Origin of the sequence: uncultured Kluyvera sp. (assembly GCF_902485085.1) — a bacterium.
In the GTDB taxonomy this organism is placed as follows: domain Bacteria; phylum Pseudomonadota; class Gammaproteobacteria; order Enterobacterales; family Enterobacteriaceae; genus Kluyvera; species Kluyvera ascorbata.
On sequence record NZ_CABTJS010000118.1, the window covers coordinates 1 to 1099 of the forward strand.

The 1099-nt window shown below is 59.0% G+C and carries 1 protein-coding gene and 1 pseudogene; both read left to right on the forward strand.

Features of this window, described 5'->3' with window-relative positions:
• On the forward strand, window positions 1-225 hold a 225-nt coding region (gene tnpB, locus RDN66_RS13920; RefSeq protein WP_131135637.1), incomplete at its 5' end, for an IS66 family insertion sequence element accessory protein TnpB.
• 48 nt (window positions 226-273) lie between these two features.
• Window positions 274-1099 (forward strand): annotated as a pseudogene (locus RDN66_RS13925) (IS66-like element ISEc22 family transposase); the annotation flags it as partial.

Genomic DNA, 1099 nt, shown 5'->3' on the forward strand with positions numbered 1-1099 from the left:
CACGTTTTTATCTTCCGTGGGCGTAATGGCAGTCAGGTAAAGCTCCTCTGGTCTACCGGCGATGGACTGTGTCTGCTGACCAAACGGCTGGAGCGCGGCCGCTTCGCCTGGCCGTCAGCCCGGGATGGCAAAGTGTTCCTCACACCGGCACAGCTGGCGATGCTCCTTGAAGGTATCGACTGGCGGCAGCCTAAAAGACTGCTTACGTCCCTGACTATGTTGTAAGCCTCTTTATCCTGGTCGACGCTGAATGAGCCTGGTAATATACCCGGTATGAGCAGCTCACTTCCTGACGATATCAATGCACTGAAACGTCTCCTTGCCGAACAGGAGGCGCTGAACCGTGCCCTGCTGGAAAAGCTGAACGAGCGTGAACGCGAAATAGACCATCTGCAGGCACAGCTGGATAAGCTGCGCCGGATGAACTTCGGCAGCCGCTCCGAAAAAGTCTCCCGTCGTATCGCACAGATGGAAGCTGACCTGAAGGCACTTCAGAAAGAAAGTGATACCCTTACCGGTCGGGTTGACGACCCGGCCGTGCAGCGCCCGCTGCGTCAAACCCGCACCCGCAAACCGTTCCCCGAATCACTCCCCCGCGATGAAAAACGACTACTGCCGGCAGCGTCATGCTGCCCGGAATGTGGAGGCTCGCTGAGCTATCTGGGTGAGGATGCCGCCGAACAGCTGGAGCTGATGCGCAACGCCTTCCGGGTTATCCGGACTGTACGTGAAAAGCATGCCTGTACTCAGTGCGATGCCATCGTGCAGGCCCCCGCGCCTTCACGGCCCATCGAGCGGGGTATCGCAGGACCGGGGCTGCTGGCCCGCGTGCTGATCTCAAAGTATGCAGAGCACACCCCGCTGTACCGCCAGTCTGAAATATACGGCCGCCAGGGCGTGGAGCTGAGTCGTTCACTGCTGTCGGGCTGGGTGGATGCATGCTGCCGGCTACTGTCACCGCTGGAAGAAGCGCTTCAGGACTATGTGCTGACTGACGGTAAGCTCCATGCTGATGACACGCCTGTCCCGGTGCTGTTGCCAGGCAATAAGAAAACGAAGACCGGGCGGTTATGGACCTACGTTCGTGACGACCGTAACG